We start from the raw sequence: 20792 nt of genomic DNA on the forward strand, positions 1-20792 counted from the left end.
TCGCTCGAGGTCGAAGCTCCCCGCTCGAGCCGTTCTTGGCTCGTCTCGAAGCGTCCGAGAGCGGTGGCCCTCGAGGAGTGACGTCGGAAAGGATTATGCGTGGGTGATGTCCACGAAGGGAGATCACCTGCATCGATTGTGGCGGGAAACCCGCCGCGTGCAACGCAAATCGGAGATTTGCTGGCTTGCAAATCCCCCGGATTTGCAAACGATGCGTGGGACCGGATTTGAACCGGCGGACCCCTACGGGACAGCGCCCTCAACGCTGCGCCGTTGGCCTGGCTTGGCTACCCACGCTCGCGTGCTACTCTGCAGTCAATCGTATCCAGCGCGGTTATAAAAGCCCTTTCCTTTGCGCTTGTGCCTGCGTGATCGTGTCACGGATTCGCTGGAACGGAGATTTGAAATGCGACTGCTGCTAATCCCTCACATGGCCAAATACTCGACGGGCTCGTCGTCCGGCGGCGGCGCGAGCGCCTGCGAACTCTGTGGCGCCGAGAGCGACTCGCTGCGCCGCGCGACCATCGCCGGCGCCGAACTCGAGGTCTGTCCGAGCTGCGCGCCGCACGACGACGCCCGGAAGAATCGACGGTCCGGTTCGAGCGGTTCGAGCGGCGGCTCGGGTCGTTCGAGCGACGAACCGAGTCGCAAGAAGAAGGCCGCCCGGAACGTCGCGAAGGCGAACCCGATCTGGGACGGCGACTCCGAACGATGGGAGAAGGAGGGAACGAACTACGACGACGACCCGCTCCCGTACCTGGTCCCCGACTACGGCGACGTCGTCGTCGAGGCCCGCCAGGAACTCGGCCTCCAGCGAGAGGAACTCGCCGAAGAACTCGGCGTCCCGGAGACGGACGTGCTCGCGGTCGAACAGGGCCGGGCGACCCAGGCCGGCATCGGCGGCGGTTTCGTCAGCGCGCTCGAGGAGCGCCTCGACGTGACCCTGGCCGAATAAGGGCTCCGAGGCCGCGCGAACGCGCGAACCCACGTGAACGGACGCCGTCGGTGTCGATAGCGGCCGGTACTGGACCCCGTGATCGGCGAGCAGACTTTTGTTGGCTCACGAGAGACTGAGACCGATGAGTGGGCAACGCGCGGCGGCAGAGCCGTACGCGACGCGGTTCGAAACCGAAGTGACGTCGATCGACGGCCGACGGGTCTGGCTCGAGCGCAGTTTCTTCTACGGCGAGAGCGGCGGTCAGCCGGCCGACCGAGGGACGATCGGCGACGTCGACGTCGTCGACGTGCAGGTCGTCGACGGCGAGCAGGTCCACCACCTGGCCGAGGAACCGTCGTTCAGGGTGGGCCAGCGCGTGCTCTGTTCGGTCGACTGGTCGTTCCGCATGTACTGCATGCGCGCGCACACCGCGAGCCACGTCCTCCACGGGGCCGCGCGGCGGGTGCTCGACGACTTCGAGTACGCCGGGATCGCCATCGGCGAGGAGACGGTCCGGATCGACCTCGAGACGAGTTCGACCGTCGACGACGCGGCGGTGCTCGAACTCGACGAACTCGTCAACCGCGTCGTCTGGGAGTCCAGATCCGTCTCCTGGGATGACGCGCCGGTCGCGGAGGTCCGCGAACGCGACGACGTCGCGTTCAACGAAGCGACCGAGGACGACGCGCTCCGGAAGGGTCGCGTCAGGCTGGTCACGATCAGCGACCGGGGCGACGCCGGCAACGAGTGCGCGCGTGTCGTCGGAAACGGCGCGACGGTCACCGTCTCCGGTGGCGGGTCCGCCTCGCGGGAACCCTGGGACGTCGCCGCCTGCGGCGGCACCCACGTCCGAAACACGCGCGAGATCGGCCCGGTCACCGTCCTCGGCCGATCGCACCCCGAGGAGGGCGTCGCGCGGATCGAACTCGCCGTCGGCCCGACCGCGATCGAGCGCCGGCGAGCGGAGAAGCGCGCCGCCTTCGGCGTCAGGCGTGCCCTCGAAACGAATCTCGAGGCCGTCGACGACGAACTCGAGCGCGTCGCCACCGACCGCGACGAGCTAACCGAACGGCTCTACGAGCGAGAGCGCGAACTCGCGGCCGAGCGCCTGGAGCGCGGATCGACCGTCGACAGGGACGGCGAACGGTGGCTCACAGCCACCGTGGGCGACCTGCCGTCGGACGTCGTCGACGCCCTCGTCGGGGAGTGGGTCGACGCGGACGGTCGCGCGGCGATCGAGGTCGACGAACCGATCGACGTCGTCGTCGCCGTGGGAGAGGTCGACGCGACCTACGCGGTCGTCGGTGCTACCGGATCGCGGTCTGCGGCGGCCGTGCTCGAGGAACTCGCCGACGCCTTCGGCGGCGACGGCGAGGGAACCGACGACGTCGCGGTTGGCGGCGGGTTCGACTCCTCGCCCGACGCGATTCGCGATCACCTCGGACGACGGGTCGTCCGCTAGCTGCCGCTCGGGTTCGGCGATCTCCCCGAACCGTGCACAATCTTTCCGCAGGTTGCGTCAATAACCCCTTCCGAAACTTCGAGTCCGCGGTCGACGCGCTCGCACAACTTCCGGAGTGGTTCACCGACGACGTCGTCGACGGCGTGGTTCTCGAGCGCGTTCGGGTGCCTTTAAGCCGTCGAGCGTGGTGGGTAGGACGGGCGTGGCGGTCGACGGTGTCTCAGCTCGACGTCTAGGCATCCCTGACGATGGAAAGTATTACTACACTTGAAGTAATTATTTAATCTCATGGGAGTCGACTACTCACAGCTTCGGGATCCGAACGCCGAGTACACGATGCGGGACCTCTCGGCGGAGACGATGAACGTGACGCGCGAGCGCGGCGGCGGCCGGGACGTGCAGATCACGGACGTCCAGACGACGATGGTCGACGGCAACTTCCCGTGGACGCTCGTGCGCGTCTACACGGACGCCGGCATCGTCGGCACCGGCGAGGCCTACTGGGGCGCAGGCGCCCCGGAGCTGATCGAGCGGATGAAACCCTTCCTCGAGGGTGAGAACCCGCTCGACATCGACCGCCTCACCGAACACCTCGTCCAGAAGATGTCGGGCGAGGGGTCGATCGCCGGGGTCACGGTGACCGCCATCTCGGGGATCGAGGTCGCCCTCCACGACCTGGCCGGCAAGATCCTCGACGTCCCGGCCTACCAGTTGCTCGGCGGGAAGTATCGCGACGAGATGCGGGTTTACTGCGACTGTCACACCGAGGAAGAGGCCGACCCGGTCGCCTGCGCCGACGAGGCCGAGCGCGTCGTCGAGGAACTGGGCTACGACGCGCTCAAGTTCGACCTCGACGTCCCGAGCGGTCACGAGAAGGACCGGGCGAACCGCCACCTTCGAGGGCCGGAGATCGAACACAAGGCCTCGATCGTCGAGGCGATCACCGAGCGCGTCGGTCACCGCGCGGACGTCGCCTTCGACTGCCACTGGACGTTCTCCGGCGGGAGTGCGAAACGGTTGGCCAAACGACTCGAGGAGTACGACGTCTGGTGGCTCGAGGACCCCGTTCCCCCCGAGAACCACGACGTGCAGCGGGAGGTCACCCAGTCGACGACGACGCCGATCACCGTCGGCGAGAACGTCTACCGCAAACACGGCCAGCGACGGCTGCTCGAGGAGCAAGCGGTCGACATCATCGCGCCGGACATGCCGAAGGTGGGTGGGATGCGCGAGACGCGCAAGATCGCCGACCTCGCGGACATGTACTACGTGCCGGTCGCCATGCACAACGTCGCGTCGCCGATCGCGACGATGGGCAGCGCGCACGTCGGCGCGGCGATCCCGAACGCGCTCGCCGTCGAGTACCACTCCTACGAACTCAGCTGGTGGGAGGACCTCGTCGAAGAGGACGTCATCGAGGATGGGTACATCGAGATCCCCGAGGAGCCGGGCCTCGGCCTGACGCTCGATCTGGACGCCGTCGAGGAGCACATGGTTGATGGTGAGGAGTTGTTTGAGGAAGCGTAAGCCTCCTCAAACTTGCTGAGCTCCGCTCAGCATTGTTCGACGAGGCGTAACCGTTTCGTGCGTCGTCGAGCCAACGCGGCCGGTCCTCTCTCGCTGATCTAACCGGGGAGGGGCCTCACCGTCGTGGCTCATGCTGGGATCCGTTTTATGTCGCTCCTCGAGGTGGAATTGCCCCGTGACGCGACAAGTCTTCACGCGGAGACGGCTACTGCGCTCGCTCGGTGTCGCATCGGCGGTCGGCGTCGGATCGCTCGGAGTCGGCACGGGCGGGGCGGTCCAGGAGGACGGGGAAGACGGAGACGACGTCGACGGTCAGTACACCGCGGTGTACCGCGATACGATCGATTCCGTCGTCCTGGTGATCGTTTCCCCGCCGGGTGGCCGGTACGGAGGCGGCGGTGGTGGCGGCGGTGGCGGCGGTGGCGGCGGTGGTGGTGGCGGACTCGGGTCCGGCTTCGTCGTCGACGATCAGCACGTCGTGACCAACAATCACGTCGTTGAGGCGGCGGCCGAAGGCGGCATCGAACTCCAGTTCAGCAACGAGGAGTGGCGAACCGCGTCGGTCGTGGGCGCCGACCCGTACAGCGACCTCGCGGTCCTGCGCGTCGAGGATATGCCCGACGTCGCCGAGGGACTCTCGCTCGTGGAGTCCCAGCCCGCGATCGGGCAGGAGGTTCTCGCCCTCGGGAATCCGCTCGGCCTCGACGCGTCCATCTCCCAGGGGATCGTCAGCGGCGTGAATCGATCGCTCCCGAGTCAGCTCGGGTTCGCGATTCCAGCGGCCATCCAGACCGACGCGCCGATCAACCCCGGGAACAGCGGCGGTCCGCTGGTGAACCTCGAGGGCGAGGTGCTCGGCGTCGTCTTCGCCGGCGCCTCGCAGACGATCGGCTTCGCGATATCCGCACTGCTTGCGAACCGGGTCGTGCCGTCGCTCATCGAAGACGGCGCGTACGAACACCCGTTCATGGGGGTCGGAGTGATCCCTGTGGGGCCCGAGCTCGCCGACGAGGTCGGCCTCGAGGAGGCGACCGGCGTGCTCGTCGTCGAGGCTGTCTCCGGGTCGCCCGCCGATGGTGTCCTCGAGGCCGCATCGCAAACGGAACCCGGAAGCGGCGACGTGATCGTCGCCATCGACGACCACGAGATCCACAACCAGAATCAGCTTTCGTCGTACCTCGTCCTCGAGACGTCACCCGGGGAGACGATCGACGTTCGGATCGTTCGCGACGGCGAGGAGCGGACGGTCGAGTTAACGCTCGCCGAACGGCCGGACCCGCAACTGCCGGAAACGCCGTTCGGTGGCGGTCCGAGCGAACGACGGCCGACCGAGTCGCGATCGAGGGTACCGCTGTGACCGGGGGTGACGCCGACGTCGGCTACAAGCTCATCTGCGAGGAACACGGCCCGAACGACCTGGTCGAGTACGCGGCGCTCGCGGACGAGTCCGCGTTCGACTTCGCGATGATCTCCGATCACTTCCACCCGTGGACCTCGGCCCAGGGCGAGAGTCCGCTGGTCTGGAACGTGATCGGCGCGATCGCGCGTGCGACCGACGACCTGCCGCTCGGCACCGCGATCACCTGTCCGACCACCAGGGTTCACCCGGCGATCGTCGCGCAGGCGGCCGCGACGTCGGCGACGATGCTCCCGGGCCGATTCTTCCTCGGCGTCGGCACCGGTGAGAAGCTGAACGAGCACGTCGTCGGCGCCAGGTGGCCCGAACACGAGGTGCGACTGGCGAAACTCGAGGAGGCGATCGAGGTGATCTGGACCCTCTGGGAGGGCGGGGCGAAGAGCCACCACGGCGAGCACTTCACGGTCGAAAACGCGCGGTTGTACACGCTCCCCGACGAACCGCCGGAGATCCCGGTGGCGGCAGACGGCCCGAAAGCGGCGCGCCTCGCGGGCGAAAAGGGCGACGGACTGGTGGCCGTCCGCCCGAGCGAGGACCTGATCGACGCGTTCGAGTCCGCCGGCGGCGAGGGGAAGCCGCGGTACGGCGAACTCACCGTCTGCTACGCCGAGGACGAGGCGGTCGAGTTGGCCCACGAGATCTGGCCGATCGAGGGCTTGCCGGGCGAACTGATGTGGGTCTTGCCGACGCCCGCACACTTCGAACAGGCCGTCCAGTCGGTCACGAAGGAGGATATCGCCGAGTCGATGGTCTGCGGTTCCGATCCCGACGAACACGTCGCGGAGATCCGGTCGTACGTCGACGCCGGGTTCGACCACGTCGCGGTCCACCAGGTCGGTCCGAATCAGGAGGGGTTCGTCGAGTTCTACGAGGAGGCGGTGCTGCCCGTGCTCGAGGGCTGAAACCTCGACGCCGACTTCGACGTCGGGTTCGGCGCCGGAACCCGATTCGCCGTTCGCGTTATTCTCCTTCCCGTTCCCCTTCCTCCGCTTCGGGTTCGACGTCCTCCGGTTCGAACTCCTCGATCTCGTCGGCGTCGGCGTCCTCCGAGCGCGGGGCGTTCTGCGTGCCGAGGTCGTCGTCGCCGTCGTCGACCTCGTCCGGATCGCGGTCGACCCGCTCGAGTTCCTCGTCGATTTCGGCCTCCCGTTCCGCCTCGAGTTCGTCCCGTCGATCGGTGTCGTCTTCGGCCATACCGACCGGGAGTTCGCCGCAGCGGGGGTTGGGAACTTGGCCGTCAGGTGCAAGCGCGTCGGCCGCCCGTTCGATCGGTCGGCCCGGGACGAGCGGCGCGGGGGCGGTGACGAAAGACAGATAAAAGGGGACGCACTGTGAACGAACAGATATGGACGTTCCGTACGACCTCACCTCGTACGTCAGGGTGTTGAAGATGGCGACGACACCCACGACCGAGGAGTTCCTCCAGGTTGCGAAGATCGCCGGCGCGGGAATCCTGTTCGTCGGGCTGATGGGATTCCTCATCGGCGCGATCATGCTGGTGCTCACGGGAGGCCTCTGATGGCGATATACGCGGTCAAGACCACGGCGAGTCAAGAGCGAACCGTCGCGGACATGATCATCAACCGCGAAGAGCCGGAGATCCACGCGGCGCTCGCGCCGGACTCGCTGACCTCCTACGTGATGGTCGAAGCCGACGGGAACGCAGCGATCGAGCGCGTCCTCGAGGACATTCCGCACGCGCGAAGCATCGTCCCGGGCAAGTCCGACATCTCCGAGGTCGAGCACTTCCTCTCGCCCAAGCCGGACGTCGAGGGGATCGCCGAGGGCGACATCGTCGAACTCATCGCCGGCCCGTTCAAGGGCGAGAAGGCCCAGGTCCAGCGCATCGACGAGGGCAAAGACCAGGTGACGGTCGAACTCTACGAGGCGACGGTCCCGATTCCGGTGACGGTGCGCGGCGACCAGATTCGCGTCCTCGATTCCGACGAGCGATAGCGAGTCGGTTCGCTCGCACCGAGCGGAGCGAGGGGCGAGGACGTTTTATACTCAATTTTGCGAGGAGTGGTGGCCGAGGCGAAGCGAGGCCACCCGACGACGTAAAATCTAGCCGTGTAACGGTGCGAGGCGACCAGATTCGCGTCCTGGACACCGACGAACGGTAGTTCGTCGGACAGTGCGAGCGGCACACCGTGGCGCGAGCATCCGACGAGCGGTAGCGAGTTGGTTCGCCCGATTCGGGCGCGACGGAACGTCGAACGTTTGCTATCGCGAGTTCGAGACGGTGCTCGAGCGGTTCGATCGGTGCGTGGTGCGTCCGATCGAGCGAAAAAACCGACAGAATCGCGTACGGATCGATATTCGAGTAGCCTATGGTGAGTCGTTTGCCGCCCCACCGTCCCGGTTTCGGACCGGTCCGTCCCCGGGAGATCCTATCAACCAGTAAATATGTATATGTGCTCACACGACGTGCTCGTAGTGAGTACTATGAACTCCACTCAATCGCCTCGCGACGTCGAATACACCCCTCGCGCCGGGTGGCGAACGCTCGCCATCGCCGGCGCGATCGTCGGACTCCTCGGGTTGGTCGCGATGACCTTCCCATTCGCGACCGGACTCTCGGTGTCGATCGCCCTGGGCGCGCTGCTGATCGTCGGCGGGATCGTCCACGGCGCCCACGCGTTCTCCGCTCGCGGGTGGACGGGTCGGTTCTGGCAGCTCGCCCTCGGCGCCGTCTCCGTCGTTGCCGGCGCGGTCTTGATCGCGAACCCGACCGTCGGCCTGCTGAGCCTGACGCTGATCGCCATCGCGTACCTGTTCGTCGACGGGATCGCCGAACTCGCCGCGAGCGTCCGCATGGGGTCCCAACCCGGCAGGGCCTGGGTCGGCGTCAGCGGCGTGATCTCCCTCGTGTTGGCCGCCATGCTCTGGGTCGGGTTCCCCGCGGACGCCGCGTGGGCCGTCGGCTTGCTGGTCGGCGTGAGCGTGTTCGCGACCGGCCTTTCGATGGCACTCATCGCCATCTCCGGACGCGAACTCGAGGAGGACGTCGCACCGCCGGCGGGCGAACCGCGCGGCGCGTGAATCGGCGATCCGACCCGTTTTCGTCGGGCGCTCGCCCGTCTATCCGCGTTCCGACTCGAGTGCTCGTCGCGCGGTAGGTCGCATCATTCCGGTTACCGACGCTTTCGTAGCGTTTTTGCTGGTTGTCGGGAAACGGGGCGGTATGACCGCTCCCTGGGCCGATTGGAAGCACGTTCTCAAGATCGATCCCGACAAGGACCTCCCCGACGGCGTCACGTACGGCGACCTCTGCGCCACCGGCACCGACGCCATCGAGGTCGGAGGGACGATGGGGATCACCGAAGAGAACATGACCGCCGTCATCGAGGCGTGCGCCGAACACGACGTCCCCCTCTACCAGGAGCCTTCGAGCCCCGACGTCGTCGTCGAGAGCGACGCCCTCGACGGCTACCTCGTGCCGACCGTCTTCAACGCCGGCTCTCCCTTCTGGATCACCGGCGCGCACAAGGAGTGGCTGCGCCTCGAGGGCGACCTCGACTGGGAGCGGACGACGATGGAAGCCTACATCGTGATGAACCCCGACGCGGCCGTGGCGACGTACACCGAGGCGGACTGCGACCTGGGGGTGGACGACGTCGCGGCGTACGCGAAGGTGGCGGAACGGATGTTCGGCCAGGAGATCGTTTACGTCGAGTACTCCGGCACGCTCGGCGATCCCGCGATCGTCGAGGGGGCGGCCGACGCCCTCGAGGAGTCGACCCTGTTTTACGGCGGCGGCATCCACGACTACGACTCCGCGTACGCGATGGCCCGCCACGCGGACGTCGTCGTCGTTGGCGACCTCGCCCACGACGCGGGCGTCGAGGCGGTCCGCGAGACGGTCGAGGCCGCGAACGACGCCTGAATCGGTTCCCTCCACGGCCGACGCGGTTACCGGTCCGAGCCGAGTTCCGTCGGATCGATCGCTTTCCCGAGGCGGTGGCGCACGCGCTCGTCCTCCGACCGTTGGGACGTTTCCGTTGGTCTAACGACGATTCGCGTCGCATCTTACCGGTGCGGATTCGCATCTTACTCGTCGCGACCTGTGAAAAAGTATCAACGGCCTAAACCGTTTTGCGTCTCCGCCGTCCACCCGGATGCATGAGTATCCTCGCCGAATTCGAGGCGGCGGCGTCGGACCTCGTCCTCGGGCCGACGCTCGAGGCGGTGCCGTCGCTCGCCGTAGAGATCGAGCGTCAGTACGCGCTCGATCCGGACCGGCCGGTCGCCTTCTGCTGGGTGACCTGCGCCGACGTCGACCGTCTCGAGCGTGCGCTCGGCCACGACCCGACGGTCGCCGGATTCGAGTTGCTGGAGCGACGCGGTCGGCGACGCCTCTACCGGATCCAGCGCAGCGATTCGAACGTGATCGGTGCCTATCGCCGGTGGATGGCCGTCGGGGGCGAACTCCTCCGCTGTCGCGGGAGCGACGCCCGCTGGGAGTTCGAGATGCGGTTTCCGGACCGCGATTCGTTCACGAGCTACCACGAGTTCCTCGAGCGGCGTGGCGTCGCGTTGGATCTGTGCCGGCTCTCGGACGGCGGCCGTTCTCGAGGCGCGGACGACGTGCTGACCGAAGCCCAGCGGGAGGCGCTGGTGCTCGCCTACGAGGAGGGATTCTTCGACGTTCCCCGCGAGACGACGCTCTCCGAGATCGCCGAGTTGCTCGACATCTCCGATCAGGCCGTCAGCGAGCGCCTCCGGCGCGGACAGACGCGACTGATCGACGAGTTCGTCCGGTGAGCGTCGCCGGCGATCGGATAGCGGTAGTGGTGCTGATTCCACCCCCGATCGGTCCCATCGTCACGCGGATTCGACCGCCGACCGGAGGGCGGGGAGCACGTCCGTGACGTCCTCCCGAAACACGTACTCGGCGTCGTCGTCTCGGGGCGTCGGCTCGAGGTTGATCACCGCGAGGGTCGCCCCTCGCGCGGCGGCGTTGCGGGGGAGCGAGGCCGCCGGTTCGACGGCGAGCGACGACCCGATCGCGAGGAAGACGTCGCTCTCGCGGGCGAGTCGCCGGGACCGCTGGAGCACCGCGGGCGGGAGTCGCTCGCCGAAGAGGACGACGTCGGGTTTGAAGACGCCGCCGCAGTCGCAGGTCGGCGGGAGTTCGCCGGTTTCGGCCCGTTCGAACGCCTCGTCGCCGTCGATCCGGAAGCCGCAATCGTCGCAGGCCGCCCGTTGGGAGTTGCCGTGCAACTCGAGGATCGCCGTCTCGCCGTCGGCGGGCGCGCGGACTTCCTCGTGGGCCTCTTCGTGGAGGCCGTCGGTGTTCTGGGTGATCACGGCCGCGAGGTGACCGGACCGTCCGAGGTCGGCGAGCGCTTCGTGGGCGGCGTTGGGTTCGTACTCGCCGCCGAACAGCTCGCGCTGGAGCTCGAGTCGGTCGCGCCAGAACCCCACCGGGTCGCTTCGGAACCGACCGTAGGTGAACTGTCCCTCCTCGAATCGCTCCCAGACGCCGCCGTCGTCGCGAAACGTCGGGATTCCCGAGGGCGCGGAGATGCCCGCGCCTGTGAACGCGACGGTCGCGTCCGCGCGTCGAATCTCGTCCGCGAGGGCCTCGAGATCCTGCTCGTCCATGCGATCGGTTTCGTTCGGCTTGTACAATCGATTTACGCTCGAGGGTGAAAGCGGATCGACGGAACGACGAGCTCCCAGGCGGTCGAACGCGAAACCGCCGTGAGTGAGCCGAACACTTTGCGAGCGTCGGTGACATCGTCGACGACGAGGAACTCGAGGCCGTCCGCCGAGCGTCGGCGACGTTTCGCGCCGACGTCGAACGACGGGTGGGAGGTTTCGCTTCGGACGACGATCCGTAGAAACTCGATCGGCCATCCGCTCGACCTCGACCGCGTCCGCTCGAGGCCGAACGGTTGCCCTTAAGTTCCGCCTGCGTGAATCGGGAGGTATGCAGGACAGAACCTACACTGCGGACGCCGAGCCGGGCGACCACGTGACGGTCTCCGGTTGGGTGCACGAGATACGAGACCTCGGCGGCATCGCCTTTCTCATCCTCCGGGACAAGACGGGCAAGATCCAGATCAAGTTCGAGAAAGACGAGATGGACGAGGACCTCGTCGAGACCGGACTGGGCGTCGCTCGAGAGAGCGTCGTGACGGTCTCCGGCGCCGTTGAGGAAGAGCCCCGCGCGCCGACGGGCGTCGAGATCACGCCCGAGGACGTCGAGGTCGTCGCGCCCGCCGACCCGGAACTGCCGCTCGATCCGTCGGGGAAGGTCGACGCCGAACTCTCGACGCGCCTGGATAACCGGACCCTCGACCTCCGCAAGTCCGAGGTGCAGGCGATCTTCGAGATCCGCGCGGAGATCCTGCGGGCGGTCCGCGAGCGGTTCCGCGAGTTCGACTGCACGGAGATCAACACGCCGAAGATCGTCGCCACGGGTACGGAGGGCGGCACCGAGCTCTTCCCGATCACCTACTTCGGCGAGGAGGCGTTCATGAACCAGTCGCCCCAGCTGTTCAAGCAGCTGATCGCGGGCTCCAACGTCGAGCGCGTCTTCGAGATCGGTCCCATCTTCCGCGCCGAGGAGCACAACACGCCCCGACACCTCAACGAGGCGACCTCGATCGACTTCGAGGGGGCGTTCTGCGATCACACCGACGCGATGGACGTCGTCGAGGGCATCGTCAAGGCCGCCTACGAGGCCGTCGAGGAGAACTGCGCCGAGGAACTCGAGACGCTCGGTCTCGAGGAGGAGTTCGCGCTGCCCGACGGGGACTTCCCGCGCATCACCTACGAGGAGGCCATCGAGCGGATCAACGCGACGGGCGAACTCGACGAGCAGCTGGTCTGGGGCGACGACCTCCCGACCGAGGGCGAGAAGGCCCTGGGACAGGACGTCGGCGGCCACTACTTCATCACCGACTGGCCGAGCGAGATCAAGCCGTTCTACATCAAGGATCACGACGACGACCCGGACCTCTCGACCGGCTTCGACCTGATGCACCCGCGGATGGAACTCGTCTCGGGCGGCCAGCGCGAACACCGCCACGAGAAGCTCATCGAGGGCTTCGAACAGCAGGGCCTCGACCCCGACGAGTTCGAGTATTACACCAAGATGTTCAAGTACGGCATGCCCCCTCACGCCGGCTTCGGACTCGGCGGCGAGCGCCTGGTCATGACGATCCTGGACCTCGACAACATCCGCGAGGCCGTGCTCTTCCCGCGAGATCGTCAGAGACTGAGCCCGTAGGGCGAAGTCTCTGAGAGCGCGTGGAAACCACGAGCGCGTAGCACGAGGAGTGTGTTTCCGCGAGATCGCCAGCGTCTGAGTCCCTAGGGGAACGCTGAGAGGGAGCAAGCCGCGGCTCGTCCTACTCGCACCTTGTGAGGCCGCCACCGTTTGCGTCCTCGAAGGAGGCGGAGCCAACCGCCGACGGTTTTTCGCTCGTCACACGCTCGTCGGGTGGAACGTCGACGGTTTCGCCCGTCGTCAACGCGCTTTCGAGTCGACGCTCGAGATCGATCGACGCACGGACCTTCCGTGGTTCGTTCGGCGTACTCGGGGAGCGTACAGCGCAAAAAGTGGGGTCGCCCACCCGGAGTTACCAGCTCCACCAGCCGCCGTCGTCGTCACCGTCGTCGCCCAGGATCGCGCTCGCGAGGTCGTCGCCGACCGCCGAGTCGCCGAGGTACTCGAGGTGGCCGCCGACGCTGTCGGTCACGTCGACGTCGGTGTAGTTGTCGGCGGTGTCGTTCGGACAGCCGGAGCCGTCGGTGCCGAGGGCCGCGCCGAAGATGCCGCCGTAGGCCGATCCGACCGTCGAGTCGTTCTCGGAGTGGTAGTTGCGCACCTCGTCGGCGTTGTTCGCGATGCCGTCGTACCACTCGCCCTGGGAGATGCCACCGCCACAGACCGTGTCGCCGTCGGCCGCGGCGCCGAGCGGTGCGACCGTCTCGATCGAGTAGTCGGCGCCGAGGTGGTTGACCGTCTCGAGGACCACCCGACCGCCGAGGGAGTGGCCGACGAGGCGGACGTTACCGCCGCCGGCGTCGTAGAACGCTTCGGCCATCTCGGCGACGGTCTCCCCCACGTCCTCGGTCTCGCTCTCGGCGGCGGGGAAGTTGATCGTCGTCGCGTCCCACTCGATGGCCGTGTAGGCGTCGGCCTCGTACCCGGCGTCTTCCAGCGAGGTCGCGACGTCGGCCGCCTGGCTCTCGACGGTCGTGTCGCCGAACCAGCCGTGGACGAAGACGAACAGTTCGTCCTCGACGGGGAACGACGGCGTCGAGCCGGTTCCCCAGATGCTGTCGCCGACCTCGAGGACGTCGATCTCGAAGGTCGAGACGGCCGCGGCAGAACCCGTCGTGGCTGCCAGCCCCGCGGTTCCGGCGAGGGCGACGCCGCTGGCTTTCAGCATCGACCGTCGATCGGCCGCGTTGGTGCTCTCGCCTCGCTTCCGTTCGCGCCGTCTGTCGTCTGTTGGCATGACGCAATTGGAACGTCGAGCTACCACCGGTAATGAATTCTACTTCAACGGTGAACAGTATTAAATACAGCCCCGTATTTCGCATCCAACTGTTCGGACTCGAGCGCCCCTCGGTCGCCTCGCTCACGTATACGCCCGCCCCGGGGTGACGTCTGCGGACGACGGAATCTGTACTGTTATACCGGTTCGGACGAAACGGTGCGCGTAATGCCTGACGAGGCGACGGCGTTCGTCCCCGGCCACATCACGGGCTTCTTCAGCGCCCACCCCGACGACGATCCGACCAGAGCGGGGTCGCGCGGGGCCGGTCTGACGCTCACCGACGGCGTCGAGGTGACCGTCCGGCGGGCCGGGGAAACGACGGTGACCCTTGACGGCGAGTCGATCGAGGTCGACCCGGTCGGGACCGTTCTCGACGCCCTCGGCGTTTCGGCCCGCGTCGACGCGACGTCGGACGTCCCGCTCGGTGCCGGCTTCGGCGTCTCCGGGGCCATGGCGCTCGGGACCGCGCTGGCGGCGAACCACGTCTTCGCGCGCGGACTCTCCTACAACGAACTCGTGACCGTCGCTCACGGGGCTGAAGTGCGCGCCGGAACCGGACTGGGGGACGTGGTCGCCCAGGCGCGCGGCGGCGTCCCGATCCGCCTCGAACCGGGGGCGCCGGCGTACAACTCCCTCGACGCGATCCCGCAGCGAGCGCGCGTCGAGTACGTCTCGTTCGGACAGCTCTCGACGGCCGACGTCCTCTCCGGTGACACCGACCGGCTCACGCGAGCCGGCGAGGAGGCGCTCTCGAGGGTAGTCGGGGAGCCGACGCTCCCGTCGTTTATGTACGCCTCCCGTCGGTTCGCCCGCGAGGCGGAGTTGTTGACGCCGACGGTGTTCGAGGTCGTCACCGAGGTCTCCGACGCCGGCGGTGAGGCGTCGATGGCGATGCTCGGTGAGACGGTATTCGCGCTCGGAACGGGGCTGACGGATCTGGGACACGACGCGTCCGCGTGTGCGATCCATCCCGCCGGCGCGACGCTGACGTCCTCGGGATAGTGACACCCGTGATCGACGGTCGCGGCCGCACGCGCGTTCACAGTACAATCCCCTTTTGATCTAAACGGTGATAGTTAGTGATCGCTATACTACGTGGAGAAGACGAATAGATTGACGAACGGCTGCCAGGTTGGTTGTGCCCGTCTGGTAGATATATTTACACCCCGGGTGAGTTTTATAATGGTTCGTTTCAGTTATCCGTTCGAGTTAGCGAATGTCATCTTCGACTTCACTTCCCAAGAAGCTGTTCCGACTGTACGAACACTACGTCGGCGAACCGGACTCCGAGAGCGACGTCTGGGGGTACTGGATCTTCATCTTCGGGTACCTCGTCGGCGCCGCGGGACTCGGCGCGTTCATCGTCGGCTACGCGGGGACGGTGGACTCGTACTTCCACATCCGCGTCTCCGGCGTCGCCGCGGCCGCGGGGCTCGCGTTCTGTCTGTTCGGCCTCGTACTCATGCTTCCGGTTCGCAAACGGGCCATCCAGGCGGGCGCCGTCGGTCTCGTCGTCGCACTCGCCGGCGTCGTCGCGTTCGCGATCGTCTACCCGTACAACTGGCGTGACATGGGGGCCGGACTCGAGGTGGAGGTGATCGCCATCTACTCGGCGGGCATCGCCATCATCGCCGGCGTGACGGCCCTCGTTCCCGTCGTCACCGGCCGGAAAGGGATGTTCGTCGAGGAGGAGGGACAGACCGAGGACCCGCCGATTCTCACCGGCGACGCCCTCGAGGGCGCGCAGTTCGCCGTCTTCCGTGACGACGAGGGCGACTGGGGCTGGCACGTTCTGCACCTCGAAGCCCTCGCCGGCCACCAGGAGAGCGCGGCGACTCGGCCCGAGGCGAAAGCGGGGATCGAGCGCGTCAAGTCGAAGATCGGTTCCGCCGGGCTGATGGAGCTGACGACCTCCGCGTTCCGGCTGTACCAGGACGCGGACGAGACGTGGCGGTGGACGCTCGTCCGCGACGACGGCAGCGTCGTCGCCGAGTGCACGTCCTCGTTCGACGCTCGCGACGGCGCAGAACAGTCGGTCAGCTTCCTCAAGGACCGCGGACCGGACGCCGACGTCATCGAGATCGACGGCGCGGCGTTCACTTACGTCGAGGAGCGCGACGAGTGGCACTGGGAACTGCTCGACGCGGACCGGCGCGCGCTCGCGACAAGTCCGTCCGGCCACCTCGACCAGGGTGATGCCGAGGAGGCCGCGATGACGTTCGCGGAACACTTCGACCGGGCCCGACTGCTCGACGTCGACCACGTCGGCGTCGAACTCCGCGAGAGCGCCGACGGCTGGACGTGGCGGTTCGTCGACGCCGCGGACGACGAACTCGCCCGCAGCGCGACCGTCTACGACTCCCGGCGCGACGCCGAGGAGGCAGTCGAGGCGCTGCTCCCCGAACTCGAGGGCGCCTCGATCACGGTGTCGGGCGAGCCCACCTACGAACTGTACGAGTCCGGCGACGAGTGGCGCTGGCGGCTCGTCGACGAGAGCGAACACGTCGTGGCGCGCAACCCGGAGGACTGTTCGACGCTCGAGGACGCCGAGCGCACGAGCGAGCGGTTCTCGGACGAGGTCGACGGAGCGACCGTCGTGGAGATCGAGGACGCCGAGTACGAGATCTACCCGGCCGAGGAGGTCACCTCGTCCCACGGCGCGAGCACCGGCGACCTGCCGGCCACCGTCGAGGACGCCAACCCCGCGACCGACGGCGGCACGACCGTCGAAGACGGCGACGCACCGGCCGGACCGGACTGGAACTGGAGACTGGTCACCGAGGATCGCGAGATCGTCGCCGCGAGCACCGAACCCCACGCCGGCCCCGACGCCGCCGCGGAGGCGATCGAGCGCGTCCGCCAGCAGGCCAGCGAAGCCGACCTCATCGAGTTCGAGAACGCCGCGTTCCAGGTGTACGAGGCCGACTCCGGCGAGTGGCGCTGGCGGCTCATCGACGAGGACGGGAACGTGCTCGCCGACAGCGGCGAGGAGCACACCTCGCGCAACGAGGCCGCCGAGGCGATGATGACGCTCAAGAAGCAGGCGCCGGACGCCGACGTCATCGAGATCGACACGGCCGCGTTCGAACTGTTCGTCAACGACGACGGCGAGTGGGGCTGGCGGCTCATCGACGAGGGCGGTAAGCTCGTCGCCGAGGATCCTGCGACCCACCCGACACGCGCGGCCGCCAAGCAGGCGATGGAGCGCCTCCTCGAGCACCTCGACTCGGACATTCGGACGATGGACGGGGCGATCTTCCAGACCTACCCCGACGGCGACGACTGGCACTGGCGGTTCATCCTGCCCGACGGCGACGTCGTCGCGGTGGGCGACGAGGCCTACCCCACCCGCGACGAACTCGTCGACGGCATCGAGGACGTGCGCGACCCCGCCTCCAGGGCCGGGACCTTCACGATCGGCGACGTCGCCGTTCAGCTCTACGAGAGCGGCGAGTGGCACTTCCGCCTGCTCGACCGCGACCGCGAGATCGTCGCCGACTCGAGCGTCACCTTCGACGACCGCGCGACGGCCATCGACGCGGTCGAGGACCTCGAGCGCCACGCGCCCGGCGCGCCGATCTTCACGATCGAGGACGCGGCGATCCGCCTCGAGCGCGGCGAGGGCGGCTGGCGCTGGCAGCTCATCGACGCCGACCGCGAGGTGCTCGCGACGGCAGCGACCGCCGTCGACGAGAAGGAGGCGATCCTCGAGACCGTCGAGGAGGTCCGTCGGCTCGCGCCGATCGCCGGACGCGTCGACTTCGACGTCGCCTCGTTCGACGTCTACGCCGTCGAGGACGACCGCTGGTCCTGGCGGCTCATCGACGAGGACGGTCGGACCGTCGCCGACGGCACCGAGACCTACTCGTCGAGCGACGCCGCTCGAAACGGTCTCGAGCCCGTCCGCGAACTGATCGACCACGCGAGCATCCTCGAGATCGACGGCGTCTCCTTCGAACTGCACGCCGCCGAGGACGAGGACGGGTGGGTCTGGCACCTCGTCGACAAGCACGGCTCGACGCTGTCGGAGAGCACGCGGACCTACGAGTCGCGGACCGACGCCCGCGAGGCGATGAACGCGGTCAAGCGCAACGCCCCGGACGGCTGGATCACGTTCACGGAGTGATCCGGGCCCCGTAATCCGCTCGACCGTTCGAACTTCGAGCACGGAACGCGGTACTTTTTATCGACCGACGCGAGCGAATATTCGTGAGCGATCACGAGACCGTGCCCGCCGAGGTCGACCACGAAGAGGAGATTCCCGAGGACCACCCCCGATACCAGGACCTCATCACGCGCCACCGGATCGAACGCGGCGTCGAGATGGGGATCACCCACCTGCAGGGGATGCACGCCGAAGGTCGGGGCAGCGCCTTCGACTACCTGCTCGGCGAGGAGACGATCCCGAGCGCGGACGAGGCCGAACGCGCCGCGGCGGCCCACCTGTTGCTCGCCGACCACCCCGTCCTCTCGATCAACGGCAACGTCGCCGCCCTCGTCCCCGAGGAGATGGTCGAACTCGCGGACGTCGTCGGCGCCGACCTCGAGGTGAACCTCTTCAATCGGACGCCCGAGCGCATCCAGGCCATCGCGGACCACCTGCGCGACCACGGCGCAGAGGACGTGAAGGGGATCACCGCCGACGCGCGGATTCCCGGCCTCGAGCACGAGCGGTCGAAGGTCGACGCCGACGGCATCTACGACGCCGACGTCGTCCTCGTCCCGCTCGAGGACGGCGACCGGGCGGAGGCCCTGGACGCGATGGGGAAGACCGAGATCGTGATCGACCTCAACCCGCTCTCCCGGTCGCCTCGCGTGGCGGACGTCCCGATCGTCGACAACATCATCCGCGCGGTGCCGAATATGACGGCCCACGCTCGGGAATTGTCCGAGGCCGACGAGGCGACGCTTCGCGAGATCGTCGACGCGTTCGATCCGGCGGCGGCCCTCGAGGCGGCCGAGGCGCGGATCCGGTCGGGCGACCTGGCTTGAACCGGCGACTCGAGTCTTCACCCGTCTCGACGACCCGGAGCGGCCCGCCACCGACGACGGTGAATCCCTTTCGCCGGCGAGTGACGGAAACGCACGCGCGAGCGAGCCATTCAAGAAGCCATAAATCGGTCGGCCCGTTTCTCACCACCATGGACGCCTACGAGTTGATCACGCGGAACGTCGACGAGGCCGTCACCGACGAGGAGGTCCGCGACGTCGCTGACGACCCGGCGGGCAAGCGCGCCTACGTCGGCTACGAGCCCTCCGGCGTGCTCCACGTCGGCCACCTGCTGACAGCGAACAAGCTGATCGACCTCCAGGACGCGGGGATGGACGTCGTCGTCTTGCTGGCCGACGTGCACGCCTACCTGAACGGCAAGGGTACCTTCGAGGAGATCCGCGAGACCGCCGAACGGATGAAAGCCCAGTTCCTCGCCTACGGCCTCGAGGAGGAGAAGACCGAGTTCGTCTATGGCTCTTCGTTCCAGCTCGACGAGGAGTACACGCTCGACCTCCACACCCTCGAGCTCGAGACGACGCTCAACCGCGCCGAGCGCGCGATGGCCGAACTCCAGAGCGGCGAGACGGCGAAGGTGAGCCACGTCGTCTACCCGCTGATGCAGACGCTCGACATCGAGTACCTCGATCTCGATCTGGCCGTCGGCGGGATGGACCAGCGCAAGGTCCACATGCTCGCCCGCGAGGCGCTTCCGGAACTGGGCTACGAGGCCCGCCCCTGCATCCACACCCCCATCGTCGCCGACCTGACGACGGGCGAGGGCAAGATGTCCTCGAGCGAGGGCGTCACGATCTCGATGGAAGACTCCGCCGAGGACCTCGAGGAGAAGGTCAACTCGGCGTTCTGCCCGCCCACCCGCGATCCCGAGGGCGACCTCGAGAACCCCGTCCTCGAGATCTTCGAGTACCACGTCTTCCCGCGCTTTTCGGAGGTCGTCGTCGAGCGCCCCGACAAGTACGGCGGTGACGTGACGTACGGAGCGTACGAGGCCCTCGCGGCGGACCTCGAGTCGGGCGACCTCCACCCCGCGGACGCGAAGTCGACGCTCGCGAGCTACCTCGACGAACTGATCGCGCCCGGTCGGGAGAAGCTCCGCGAACTGCGGGCGTAACTCGTTCGCCGGGCTCCGATCGACGGCTTTACGCGTCGCTCGGTGGCGCGAGGTTATCCCCGTCGGCGACCTATCTAGGGGATGACCACCGACGAGGACCGATCGAGTCCGCTCGAGCGCGAAGACCACGAGGTCGGCGCGGACATCGCGAACGACGCCGACGGCTTCCTGTCGCTGCTCCCCCACTACTACCGAGGAGAGGTGAGTCAGGCGTCGGGCGCGCAGGATCGGATCGACCAGACGACGAACTGGGCGATCACCGTCATGGTCGCGCTGCTCTCGATCGTCTTCTCGAGTCGGAACATGCCCGCGTACCTGCTCCTCATCGGACTCGCGGCGCTCGCCATCTTCCTCTCGTACGAGGTCAGGCGGTACCGCTTCTACGACCTCCACCGCGCGCGGGTCAGGTTCCTCCAGGAGAACGTTTTCGCGAACGCCATGTCTCCGAGGGGCGCCGAACACCCTCGGTGGCGCGACGAGTTGAGCGACGACCTGCGCTACCCGACGTTCAAGGTGACGGCGAGGGAGGCGCTCGCCCGCCGCATCACGAGGATCTACGGGCTCCTCTTCGGCGTGGTCGGGGTGGCGTGGGCCGGCAAGGTCACGCTGTTCACTCCGGAAACGCAGTGGACGGAGGCCGCCGAACTCCCCGGCGTCCCCGGGCAGGTCGTCGCGGGCCTCCTCGCGGTCTTCTACCTCTGTCTGTTCGCCCTCTCGGCGTGGCCGACGAACCGCGACGCGAAGGGCGAGATTTACGGCGAGAAGTCCGGCGAGTGGAAGCCCGAGTGACGCTCCCCGACCGCCCTCC

Annotated in this window: 19 protein-coding genes and 1 tRNA gene; 16 read left to right on the plus strand and 4 right to left on the minus strand. The window is 67.4% G+C overall.

Annotated features, from left to right (window positions below; all coding sequences use genetic code 11):
• Positions 1-212: 212 nt before the first annotated feature.
• Positions 213-297, minus strand: a tRNA-Leu gene (locus RJT68_RS07090).
• A 133-nt stretch (positions 298-430) separates the two neighbouring features.
• Here RJT68_RS07090 and RJT68_RS07095 point away from each other — a divergent pair.
• The 5 genes from RJT68_RS07095 to RJT68_RS07115 all read left to right on the plus strand — a co-directional run bounded on the left by RJT68_RS07095 (position 431) and on the right by RJT68_RS07115 (position 6245).
• A complete protein-coding gene (locus RJT68_RS07095; RefSeq protein ID WP_407039666.1) occupies positions 431-955 on the plus strand; it encodes a multiprotein-bridging factor 1 family protein in 525 nt (174 codons plus the stop codon).
• A gap of 124 nt (positions 956-1079) precedes the next feature.
• Positions 1080-2399, plus strand: a complete 1320-nt coding sequence (locus tag RJT68_RS07100) for an alanine--tRNA ligase-related protein (protein WP_407039667.1) — start codon at positions 1080-1082, stop codon at positions 2397-2399.
• A gap of 288 nt (positions 2400-2687) precedes the next feature.
• Complete coding sequence (locus RJT68_RS07105; protein ID WP_407039668.1) at positions 2688-3926, plus strand: mandelate racemase/muconate lactonizing enzyme family protein; 1239 nt, start codon at positions 2688-2690, stop codon at positions 3924-3926.
• A gap of 175 nt (positions 3927-4101) precedes the next feature.
• Complete coding sequence (locus tag RJT68_RS07110; RefSeq protein WP_407039669.1) at positions 4102-5283, plus strand: S1C family serine protease; 1182 nt, start codon at positions 4102-4104, stop codon at positions 5281-5283.
• Positions 5280-6245: a TIGR03557 family F420-dependent LLM class oxidoreductase gene (locus tag RJT68_RS07115; protein WP_407039670.1), complete on the plus strand. Its 966-nt coding sequence runs from the start codon at positions 5280-5282 to the stop codon at positions 6243-6245. The genes RJT68_RS07110 and RJT68_RS07115 overlap by 4 nt, the downstream gene beginning before the upstream one ends.
• 58 nt (positions 6246-6303) lie before the next feature.
• Here RJT68_RS07115 and RJT68_RS07120 read toward each other — a convergent pair whose 3' ends face one another.
• Positions 6304-6537 (minus strand): hypothetical protein, encoded by a 234-nt coding sequence (locus tag RJT68_RS07120; RefSeq protein ID WP_407039671.1) that lies wholly within the window; start codon positions 6535-6537, stop codon positions 6304-6306.
• 151 nt (positions 6538-6688) lie between these two features.
• Here RJT68_RS07120 and RJT68_RS07125 point away from each other — a divergent pair, with 151 nt between their 5' ends.
• The 5 genes from RJT68_RS07125 (at position 6689) to RJT68_RS07145 (ending at position 10107) form a co-directional block, all read left to right on the plus strand.
• Positions 6689-6862, plus strand: a complete 174-nt coding sequence (locus tag RJT68_RS07125) for a protein translocase SEC61 complex subunit gamma (protein WP_407039672.1) — start codon at positions 6689-6691, stop codon at positions 6860-6862.
• The gene (locus tag RJT68_RS07130; RefSeq protein ID WP_407039673.1) at positions 6862-7299 is read left to right on the plus strand and encodes a transcription elongation factor Spt5; all 438 of its coding nucleotides are present in this window, start codon (positions 6862-6864) and stop codon (positions 7297-7299) included. Before RJT68_RS07125 ends, RJT68_RS07130 begins: the two co-directional genes overlap by 1 nt.
• 489 nt (positions 7300-7788) lie before the next feature.
• Positions 7789-8385, plus strand: a complete 597-nt coding sequence (locus RJT68_RS07135; protein WP_407039674.1) for an HdeD family acid-resistance protein — start codon at positions 7789-7791, stop codon at positions 8383-8385.
• 142 nt (positions 8386-8527) lie between these two features.
• Positions 8528-9229: a phosphoglycerol geranylgeranyltransferase gene (locus RJT68_RS07140; protein WP_407039675.1), complete on the plus strand. Its 702-nt coding sequence runs from the start codon at positions 8528-8530 to the stop codon at positions 9227-9229.
• 236 nt (positions 9230-9465) lie between these two features.
• A complete protein-coding gene (locus tag RJT68_RS07145) occupies positions 9466-10107 on the plus strand; it encodes a helix-turn-helix domain-containing protein (RefSeq protein WP_407039676.1) in 642 nt (213 codons plus the stop codon).
• 60 nt (positions 10108-10167) lie between these two features.
• On the opposite strand, the gene RJT68_RS07150 is transcribed toward RJT68_RS07145, so the two are convergent.
• On the minus strand, positions 10168-10950 hold the full coding sequence (locus RJT68_RS07150) for an SIR2 family NAD-dependent protein deacylase (RefSeq protein ID WP_407039677.1): 783 nt from the start codon (positions 10948-10950) through the stop codon (positions 10168-10170).
• Positions 10951-11278: 328 nt separating this feature from the next.
• On the opposite strand from RJT68_RS07150, the gene aspS reads away from it, so the two are divergent.
• A complete protein-coding gene (gene aspS, locus RJT68_RS07155; protein WP_407039678.1) occupies positions 11279-12583 on the plus strand; it encodes an aspartate--tRNA(Asn) ligase in 1305 nt (434 codons plus the stop codon).
• 352 nt (positions 12584-12935) lie between these two features.
• On the opposite strand, the gene RJT68_RS07160 is transcribed toward aspS, so the two are convergent.
• Complete coding sequence (locus tag RJT68_RS07160; protein WP_407039679.1) at positions 12936-13820, minus strand: lipase family alpha/beta hydrolase; 885 nt, start codon at positions 13818-13820, stop codon at positions 12936-12938.
• 207 nt (positions 13821-14027) lie between these two features.
• Here RJT68_RS07160 and RJT68_RS07165 point away from each other — a divergent pair, with 207 nt between their 5' ends.
• The 5 genes from RJT68_RS07165 (at position 14028) to RJT68_RS07185 (ending at position 20773) form a co-directional block, all read left to right on the plus strand.
• Positions 14028-14864 carry a pantoate kinase gene (locus RJT68_RS07165; protein WP_407039680.1) on the plus strand — a complete coding sequence of 279 codons (837 nt, stop codon included), beginning with the start codon at positions 14028-14030 and terminating at the stop codon, positions 14862-14864.
• A gap of 214 nt (positions 14865-15078) precedes the next feature.
• On the plus strand, positions 15079-17988 hold the full coding sequence (locus RJT68_RS07170) for a DUF1508 domain-containing protein (protein ID WP_407039681.1): 2910 nt from the start codon (positions 15079-15081) through the stop codon (positions 17986-17988).
• Positions 17989-18071: 83 nt separating this feature from the next.
• Positions 18072-18854 (plus strand): 4-phosphopantoate--beta-alanine ligase, encoded by a 783-nt coding sequence (locus RJT68_RS07175; protein ID WP_407039682.1) that lies wholly within the window; start codon positions 18072-18074, stop codon positions 18852-18854.
• A gap of 149 nt (positions 18855-19003) precedes the next feature.
• The gene (locus tag RJT68_RS07180; protein ID WP_407039683.1) at positions 19004-19984 is read left to right on the plus strand and encodes a tyrosine--tRNA ligase; all 981 of its coding nucleotides are present in this window, start codon (positions 19004-19006) and stop codon (positions 19982-19984) included.
• Positions 19985-20065: 81 nt separating this feature from the next.
• Positions 20066-20773, plus strand: coding sequence for a DUF2270 domain-containing protein (locus RJT68_RS07185; protein ID WP_407039684.1), 708 nt, complete (start codon positions 20066-20068; stop codon positions 20771-20773).
• Positions 20774-20792: the final 19 nt, after the last annotated feature.

The sequence above is a fragment of the Halovalidus salilacus genome (assembly GCF_031852275.1).
In the GTDB taxonomy this organism is placed as follows: domain Archaea; phylum Halobacteriota; class Halobacteria; order Halobacteriales; family Natrialbaceae; genus Halovalidus; species Halovalidus salilacus.

Bases quoted from the DNA above. Each gene is read 5' to 3' on its own strand.
- RJT68_RS07100 (WP_407039667.1), top strand. From the start codon at position 1,080: ATGAGTGGGCAACGCGCGGCGGCAGAGCCGTACGCGACGCGGTTCGAA.
- RJT68_RS07170 (WP_407039681.1), top strand. From the start codon at position 15,079: ATGTCATCTTCGACTTCACTTCCCAAGAAGCTGTTCCGACTGTACGAA.
- RJT68_RS07140 (WP_407039675.1), top strand. From the start codon at position 8,528: ATGACCGCTCCCTGGGCCGATTGGAAGCACGTTCTCAAGATCGATCCC.
- RJT68_RS07145 (WP_407039676.1), top strand. From the start codon at position 9,466: ATGAGTATCCTCGCCGAATTCGAGGCGGCGGCGTCGGACCTCGTCCTC.
- RJT68_RS07130 (WP_407039673.1), top strand. From the start codon at position 6,862: ATGGCGATATACGCGGTCAAGACCACGGCGAGTCAAGAGCGAACCGTC.
- RJT68_RS07180 (WP_407039683.1), top strand. From the start codon at position 19,004: ATGGACGCCTACGAGTTGATCACGCGGAACGTCGACGAGGCCGTCACC.
- RJT68_RS07125 (WP_407039672.1), top strand. From the start codon at position 6,689: ATGGACGTTCCGTACGACCTCACCTCGTACGTCAGGGTGTTGAAGATG.
- RJT68_RS07185 (WP_407039684.1), top strand. From the start codon at position 20,066: ATGACCACCGACGAGGACCGATCGAGTCCGCTCGAGCGCGAAGACCAC.
- RJT68_RS07135 (WP_407039674.1), top strand. From the start codon at position 7,789: ATGAACTCCACTCAATCGCCTCGCGACGTCGAATACACCCCTCGCGCC.
- RJT68_RS07160 (WP_407039679.1), bottom strand. From the start codon at position 13,820: ATGCCAACAGACGACAGACGGCGCGAACGGAAGCGAGGCGAGAGCACC.
- RJT68_RS07105 (WP_407039668.1), top strand. From the start codon at position 2,688: ATGGGAGTCGACTACTCACAGCTTCGGGATCCGAACGCCGAGTACACG.
- RJT68_RS07165 (WP_407039680.1), top strand. From the start codon at position 14,028: ATGCCTGACGAGGCGACGGCGTTCGTCCCCGGCCACATCACGGGCTTC.
- RJT68_RS07120 (WP_407039671.1), bottom strand. From the start codon at position 6,537: ATGGCCGAAGACGACACCGATCGACGGGACGAACTCGAGGCGGAACGG.
- aspS (WP_407039678.1), top strand. From the start codon at position 11,279: ATGCAGGACAGAACCTACACTGCGGACGCCGAGCCGGGCGACCACGTG.
- RJT68_RS07150 (WP_407039677.1), bottom strand. From the start codon at position 10,950: ATGGACGAGCAGGATCTCGAGGCCCTCGCGGACGAGATTCGACGCGCG.
- RJT68_RS07095 (WP_407039666.1), top strand. From the start codon at position 431: ATGGCCAAATACTCGACGGGCTCGTCGTCCGGCGGCGGCGCGAGCGCC.